The following is a 6,596-nucleotide window of genomic DNA, read 5'->3' as shown; positions in this document are numbered from 1 at the left end:
CCTGGGTCAGAGGTGGCTGAGCGCCCTTGGGGTGTCCGCGGCGATCAGGCTCGGATGATCACGCCTTGAGCTCGGCGGCGAGCTCGTGGAAGTCGCGGCTCGGGTTGCCGAAGCGGTGCAGCGTCATCGACACGGCCTGCTCCTGGACGTAGTAGCGCAGCTCGACGCGACCCGAGGAGGTGACGGGCTCGTCGATGACGGCGACCTCGGGGCGCTCTGCTGCGACCGCGAGCAGCTCCGGCTCGTACGTGCCGAGGACGCGGATGCGTGCGCCCACGGTGTCGTCGTAGCGACCGTCGGCGACCATCGATGCGAACGCCTCAGCCGATTCGACGCGGGAGGCCGCGCTGGAGCGTTCGACGGCGATCTTCACGTCCGCGGAGATGTCCGTGGCCACGCTCAGCTGCACCGTCGAGCCGACGGTCTGCGCGGCCGAGAGCGAGCGCTCGAGGTCGAACGCCGTCGCCGCCGCGGTGACGCGCAGGGTGACCGGGCGCGGACGGTAGCGGAAGATGTTCGCCTCCGAGCGCAGCCCCGTGTGGTCCTTCGCGGCACCGAACTCGGCGTCGAACCAGCGGCGGTCATCGGCCTGGGCGCGCTCGAGGCTCTGACCGTCGCCGACCGAACCGGGCAGGGTCGCCGGATCGTCGGTGTAGTGGCCGAAGAGCATGAGGTAGTTCGGGCCGCCGGCCTTCGACCCCAGACCGACAGACGACTGCTTCCATCCGCCGAAGGACTGGCGCTGGACGATCGCGCCGGTGATGCCGCGGTTGACGTAGGCGTTGCCCACCTCGACGCGGTCGAGCCACTGACGGACCTCATCGGGATCGAGCGAGTGGATGCCGCCGGTGAGGCCGAAGTCCACGGCGTTCTGGAACTCGATGGCCTCGTCGAGGTCGCGGGCGTGCATGAGGCCGAGGACCGGACCGAACACCTCGGTGAGGTGGAAGAACGACCCGGGCTTGACCCCGTCCTTGATGCCCGGGCTCCACAGACGGCCGGTGTCGTCGAGCTGCTTGGGCTCGAGCAGCCACGACTCGCCGGGATCGAGCGTCGTCAGCGCGCGACGCAGCTTGTCCGAGGGGTCCTCGGTCAGCGGTCCCATCGTCGCCGACAGGTTGGCCGGCCAGTCGACGACCATCGAGGACGCGGCGTCGATGAGCTGCTTGCGGTAGCGCTCGGAGTCGTACGTCGATCCGACCATGATGCCGAGCGACGCCGCCGAGCACTTCTGCCCGGCGTGGCCGAACGCGGAGTACACGAGGTCGGCGACGGCGAGGTCGCGGTCGGCGGCCGGGGTGATGACGAGGGCGTTCTTGCCCGAGGTCTCGGCGTTGACGTGGAGTTCGGGGCGGAAGGACTTGAACAGCGCGGCCGTCTCCGAGGCGCCCGTGAGGATGACGCGGTCGACATCCGGGTGGGAGACGAGGTGCTGACCGAGCTCCCGCTCGATCGGTGCGCTGAGCTGGAGGACGTCGCGCGGGACGCCGGCCTCCCACAGGGCATCGACGATGAGCGCCGAGCAGTACGGGGTCGGGCCCGAGGGCTTGTGGATGACCGCGGAGCCGGCGGCGAGGGCCGCGACGGTGCCGCCGGTCGGAATCGCGATGGGGAAGTTCCACGGCGGGGTGACGACGACCATCTCATCGGGCGTGAACGTCGCCCCCTCGAGCTTCTCGAGTTCGAGGGCGTGGAGCGCGTAATAGCGGATGAAGTCGATCGCCTCGGAGATCTCGGGATCCGACTGGGACGGCATCTTCCCGACCTCGGCGGCCTCGACGGCGATGAACTCGCCGCGGCGGGCGGCGAAGATCTCGGCGGCGCGGTGGAGGATCTCCCCGCGCGCTGCCGCTCCGAGGGCACGCCAGTCCGCGGCGGCGGTGCGACCGCGGGCGATCATCGCATCGATCTCGTCGGTCGATTCGATCGTCGGCGCGGCCGGACGGGAGTCGAGGTAGCCTGGTGCGGTCGCCTCGGCGATGATCGACCGGATCCACTTCTGGTTGGCCGGCAGCGACGGATCGGTGTCGGGTTCGTTGGCGAAGACGACCTGAGCGGGCCCGGCGACGTGCGCGGCGGAGCGGTCCTGGTGACGGTTCGGCAGCGGTGCGGCCTCGCCGTCGCGGGCGAGCTCGGACTCGAGCTGCGCGACCGAGGCGCGGAAGCGGTCGGCTTCGCGGTCGAAGATCGCATTGCCGTTGGCGAGCTCGAAGATGCCGGACATGAAGTTCTCCGTCGCGGAGTTCTCCTCGAGGCGGCGCACGAGGTAGGAGATCGCGACGTCGAACTCCTTCGGGTGCACGGCGGGCACGTAGAGGAGGAGGTCCCCGACGTCCTCGGTCACGGCGGCGGCCTGTTCGGTGGCCATGCCCTGGAGCATCTCGAACTCGACGCGGTCGGTGACCTCGCGGGCGACGGAGAGGTGGTGGGCGAAGGCGATGTCGAAGAGGTTGTGGCCGGCCACGCCGATGCGCAGGCCCTCCATGCGCTCGGGGGTGAAGAGCCAGTGGAGGACGCGCTTGTAGTTCGCGTCGGTGCTCTGCTTCGAATCGCACGTCGTCGTCGGCCAGCCGGCGACCTCGGCGTGGACGGTCTCCATCGCGAGGTTCGCGCCCTTGACGAGCCGGACCTTGATCCCGGCGCCGCCGGCGGCCACGCGCCGGCTCGCGAACTCGCTGAGCCGCTGGATCGCCCCGAGGGCGTCGGGCTGGTAGGCCTGGATGACGATGCCGGCCTCGAGGTCCGTGAACTCCGGTTCGGAGAGCAGGCGGGTGAACACGGCGAGCGTGAGCTCGAGGTCCCGGTACTCCTCCATGTCGAGGTTGACGAACTTCGCGCCCGTCGGGGCCTTCGCGGCCTGGGCGTAGAGCGGGCGGAGGCGGTCGACGACGTAGTCGACGGTCTCGTCGAAGGCCCACATCGACAGCTGCGAGGCGACCGAGGAGACCTTGACGGAGACGTAGTCGACGTCGTCGCGGGCGAGCAGGCGGTGCGTCTCCTCGAGGTGGTGGTCGGCTTCGGCGTCGCCGAGGACGGCCTCGCCGAGGAGGTTGATGTTGAGGCGGTGGCCCTCACCGGTGAGCTTGGCGACGGTCGAGCCGAACGGCTTGTCGCGGGCGTCGACGACCATGTGGCCGACCATCTGGCGCAGGCGGGTGCGGGCGGCGGGCACGACGACCTGCGGCATCACCTTCGCCAGGGCCGCGCCGGCCTTGATCTGCGCGCGGTCGAGCTTCGACATCGTCTCCGGGGCGAGCCTGCCGACCTCGGCGAGCGCATCGGCGGCGGCGTGGACGTCATCGGTGCGCACGACGCGGTCGACGAACCCGACGGTGAAGTCGAGTCCGTTGGGGTCGGAGAGGACGGCCGAGAGGCGTTCGGCCGCGGGGTTCTTCGCAGCGGTCTTGTTCGTGGCCACTCGCAGCCATCTGCGGACGGTGTCGACCGAGGCCGCGGTGAGCTGTTCGAGGTCGGTGTCTGTGTGCAGCAACGTGGGTCGTCCTTACTGTTGTGACGGGGTTCCGGCGGGATTTCCCTCAGTATGCGCCGCCCCGAATGCGGGGTGAATGGCTGGCGACCGCCCGCAGAATAATTTGAGTCAGAAGTCGTGAGCGCGTGGGTAGAATCGGGTCATGTACACGCCCGAGTTCCGTCGTCAGACCGTCGTTCGCGCGGCGGTGACCTCGATCGCCGAGGCGGCCGCGGAGGCGGGGGTGTCCGAGTCGAGTCTGCGTCGCTGGGTCCGCCGCACCGACCTCGGCGACCGTCCTCGCAGCGGCCGGCCGCAGATCCAGAGCACCGCCGCCCAGGTCGTCGAGGCGCTCGTGGGAACCGCGGGCGCCCGCATCTCCGGACCGGACTTCTCGACCCGGGCGCTCGCCGAGGCGACGGGCCTGAGCCAGAGCATCGTGACCCGGGCGATGCAGGACCTCACGGTGTCCTCGGCCCGCCTCGCCGAGGTCCGGACGGCCGGGGGCGGGGGTGACGAGGTCGTCGCCGCGGTCGGCGGGTTCCCGCTCATCGTCGTCGGCTTCCGCCGGCGTGCGGGAGCCGAGCCCGGTCCGGCGGTCCCGGCCAGGCGGATCCAGCGGCGCATCGCCGGGCTCGTCGCCGCACTGCGCTCGGCGGGGGTCGCCCGGTGGTCCCAGCGCTTCGGCAGCGAGCACCGGCAGACCGACGAGGCGGCGATGACGATCGTCCGCGACGGCGTGCCCGGGGTCGCCCCGAGCGCCCTGCGCCTCGTCGTCTTCGACCCCCTCGGCGAGGCCGCCGAGGTCGTCGCCGCATCGTTCGAGCACGCCCCGCATCTCAGCCACCTCTCCCTCCACCGTGACATCGATGCCTTCGTCACCGCGCTCAAGGAGGCGTTCGCGCACAGTCAGGACATTCCCGGCTCGCTCCTCGACCTCGTCTCCGGGCGGGTGCGCCACGGCTTCGAAGGGGTGAACTGGCAGGCCGGACGGCAGACCGAGGCGCCGAAAACTTCCACGAGTTCTGACTCAATGGAGATCTCCTCGTGGCTGCCGAGCGCGACCCGCTCGATCACCGAGCACCTCGCGATCGCCTTGCGCGAGGAGATCATCGACTCCGGCTACGAGCCCGGGGACCGGATCAGCCCGAAGCTGCTCTCCCGCCGCATGGAGGTGCCGCGGTCCTCGGTCGACGCCGCGCTGAGGCGGATGGTCGATGACGGACTGCTCGACGGCACCCGCGGCGGGGCGAGGATCCCGCTCATCACGACCGTCGACGTCCTCGACCTCTATGCGGCGCGGATGGCCGTCGGCGAGGTGCTGCTGCGGTCCCTCGCTCTGCGCCCGCAGCGGTTCCTCGTCCCCGTCCAGCTCGCCCTCCGGCAGGTCGAGGCCTCGGCGGCGACGCGCAGCGGCATCGACGTCGAGGATGCTGACCTCCACTTCCAGCAGGAGCTCGCGCGCGCCTCGGGGCTGCGGCAGAGCGCGCGGGCCTTCGAATCGCTCACCCTGCGTCTGCGCCTCTTCATCTCCGTTTTGAGGCTCGACTACTCCCCGGCCAGCGACCGGATCCTCGCCGACGACCGCGGCATCTTCCGGGCACTCTCCCGCGGGGATGCGCGGGAGGCCATCGAGGTGTGGCGGGGCAAGGTCGACAACGCCGTGCGCCACATGTCCGGACTCCTCGCCCGCCGTCGCTTCGACCACGAGCTGTGGGCGCAGCTGACCCAGCACTTCGGCTGACCCGGCCTGTCGCGCAGCGCTCACAGGCCCATGATCGTGATGGCGATCGTGAAGTAGACGAGCAGTCCGCTGGCATCGCAGAACGTCGAGATGAACGGCGTCGACACGACCGCCGGATCGACGCGGCACGCCTTGGCGGCCAGCGGGATCGACCCGCCGACGAGGGCGGCGATCGGACAGTTGACGATGAGGGTGAGACCGATGATCGTTCCGATGTCGAGGCCGTAGAGCGGGGAGGCGATCGCGAACGCGGGGACGGCGAGGAGGACGCCGAGGGTCAGGCCCGTCGTGAACTCCTTGGCCGCGACCCGCGCGAAGTCCCGCAGCCCCACCTCGTCCATCGCCAGCGCCCGGGTCACGGTCGTCGCCGCCTGCGAGCCGGTGTTCCCGCCGATCCCGGTGAGCAGGGGGATGAAGAGGGCAAGGGCGACCACCTCGGCGAGTGTCGATTCGAAGATCTCGAGGACGTGGACGGTGAGCACGGCGGACACGGCGAGGACGAGGAGCCAGACGATGCGGGTGCGGGCGATCGTGAGGATCGGGGTCGGCAGGTACCGGCGGTAGAGCGGCTGGGTGCCGCCGGAGAGCGCGAAGTCGGCTTCGTCGGCCTCGGCGATGATCCGGGCCGCGTCGTCGATCGGCACGATCCCGACGAGGCGGTTCTCGCTGTCGCACACGGGCAGGACGGGCACGCCGTCGCGCAGGGCCGCCCGGGCTGCCGTCTCCTGGTCCTCGCTCGTGTGCGTGACCGTCTCGAGCGGGTCCATCGCCGAGGTGACCGGGGCGTGCGGGTCGCACCGGAGGAGTGCGAGCGCGTCGAGGGTCCCGATGAGGGTGCGGTCGGCGGTGAGGACGGGGAGGAGGCGGACGTCGGCGAGATCGACGTCGGCGGCGCGGATCCGGTCGGCCACCTCGGCGACGGTGTCGTCTGCCCAGGCCACGACGGCCGTCGGAGACATCCGGCGGGCGATCGAGTTCCGGTCGTAGCCGGCGACGGCCATGACCGCGTCGAGGTCGGCAGGGGCGACCGCGGAGAGCAGCTTCGTCGCGACACCGGCGGGGAGCTCGTCGACGAGGCGGCTCTGGTCCTCGGGGTCGAGGTCGGCGAAGATCGTCGTCAGCTCCGTGGTGCCGAGCGCGGTGATGAGGTCGGAGCGCGTGCCGCGGTCGAGGCGGTCGAAGACGTCGACGGAGACGGTCTTCGGCAGGAGTCGGAAGACGACAGCCGCCTCGGTGGCGGGCAGCTGTGCGATGAGGTCGGTGGTCGCCGATGAGCCGAGGCGGCGCACGGCTGCGGCCAGGCGCGGCAGGTCACGGTCAGCGGTCAGGGTGCGGATGGTGGACGCGTCCATATTCGTCTCCGGGCAGTCGTCGATCGACGCC

3 protein-coding genes are annotated in these 6,596 nt (G+C 70.8%); 1 reads left to right on the top strand and 2 read right to left on the bottom strand.

Going from position 1 to position 6,596, the window contains the following annotated elements; translation table 11 throughout:
• Nucleotides 1–58 precede the first annotated feature (58 nt).
• Nucleotides 59–3,490 (bottom strand): bifunctional proline dehydrogenase/L-glutamate gamma-semialdehyde dehydrogenase, encoded by a 3,432-nt coding sequence (locus ABD154_RS13380; RefSeq protein WP_344251417.1) that lies wholly within the window; start codon nt 3,488–3,490, stop codon nt 59–61.
• A gap of 142 nt (nt 3,491–3,632) precedes the next feature.
• Between ABD154_RS13380 and ABD154_RS13375 the strand changes: the two genes are divergently transcribed.
• On the top strand, nt 3,633–5,213 hold the full coding sequence (locus tag ABD154_RS13375; RefSeq protein WP_344251416.1) for a transposase: 1,581 nt from the start codon (nt 3,633–3,635) through the stop codon (nt 5,211–5,213).
• Nucleotides 5,214–5,233: 20 nt separating this feature from the next.
• Here ABD154_RS13375 and mgtE read toward each other — a convergent pair whose 3' ends face one another.
• Complete coding sequence (gene mgtE / locus ABD154_RS13370; protein WP_198500568.1) at nt 5,234–6,565, bottom strand: magnesium transporter; 1,332 nt, start codon at nt 6,563–6,565, stop codon at nt 5,234–5,236.
• Nucleotides 6,566–6,596 lie beyond the last annotated feature (31 nt).

The sequence above is a fragment of the Brevibacterium sanguinis genome (genome assembly GCF_039528855.1).
Taxonomy (GTDB): Bacteria; Actinomycetota; Actinomycetes; order Actinomycetales; family Brevibacteriaceae; genus Brevibacterium; species Brevibacterium sanguinis.
The sequence above is the reverse complement of the archived record's forward strand: the minus strand, read 5'-3'. Positions and strand labels throughout refer to the sequence as shown.